1 protein-coding gene and 1 pseudogene are annotated in these 870 nt (G+C 45.5%); one reads left to right on the plus strand and one right to left on the minus strand.

The genetic code is table 11. The features are described from left to right. Positions 1 to 336 (minus strand): hypothetical protein (locus tag ACMWLG_RS25840; protein WP_414743580.1); only part of this gene is annotated, 336 nt, incomplete at its 3' end. Between the two features lie 248 nt (positions 337 to 584). On the opposite strand from ACMWLG_RS25840, the pseudogene ACMWLG_RS25845 reads away from it, so the two are divergent. Next, positions 585 to 800: pseudogene (locus ACMWLG_RS25845) on the plus strand (NAD(P)-dependent dehydrogenase); the annotation flags it as partial. Between the last annotated feature and the right edge of the window lie 70 nt (positions 801 to 870).

The following is an 870-nucleotide window of genomic DNA, read 5'->3' on the forward strand; positions in this document are numbered from 1 at the left end:
AATAGGGATCTCGAAAAAAGTAATACCCCTCTGGAGGCCACAGACGGCGGGGCCTCCAGAGCACTTTGTCGTTTTTGGACGGAAAATCCCTAGAACCCCAAATTTGTCTCCGTCTTGATCCTCGATGAGATTACCTCGCAGAGAAATGGTCGCACCGTCATGCATCGTTTTGGCCTGTTCGACAGTCATGATTCTTGCATCTTCAGTCCCACGATAACCTTCATCCAGAGCGTGGGCTGGCGGTGGAGCTGTATCATTTTTCAACCCGCCGTTATCATCAGCAAGCGCTGGCGACAATAAAAAACAACATAATAATGGCGTTATGGATAATTTCATATGTTCTCCTTTTGCCAAGGTTGAAATGTTAAGTGTGGTTGCTATTTATTAACACTGCGAACTGGATAAGTCTCAAATAATATTGTTTAAATTAAATCTAACGTTGGTGGGGATATAAGCGCAACGGTAGAGGAAAGTAGGGGGGGTAATATTCCGAGAAAATTAAGTGTAGCTGGATAATATAGGTCATGCCATTCATTTTGGTCTACGCTTATTAGTCTTTGTGATAAATAATGAGAGGTAATTGAATGGCTGGCTTAAACAAGGAAAAAAAGACCATCAATAAAACCAATTCTGCGCGTTTTCCGGCGCCGCCTTTTCAACAGCAGCAGCAGCCCTTTCCCGGGCTGGCGGGGAAAATGCAACCGCGCCCCGATCATGGAGAAGACAGCTATCAGGGAAGCGGTCGCCTGAATGGGCGCAAGGTATTAATTACGGCACTGTTGCAAATAGTCGGTGGTGATAAACTTATCATCCCCTTTTGCTGATGGAGCTGCACATGAACCCATTCAAAGGCCGGCATTTTCAGCGTGA

Origin of the sequence: Enterobacter sp. 01-M-02-SI-ECC (genome assembly GCF_047530595.1) — a bacterium.
GTDB classification, from domain to species: domain Bacteria; phylum Pseudomonadota; class Gammaproteobacteria; order Enterobacterales; family Enterobacteriaceae; genus Enterobacter; species Enterobacter cloacae_M.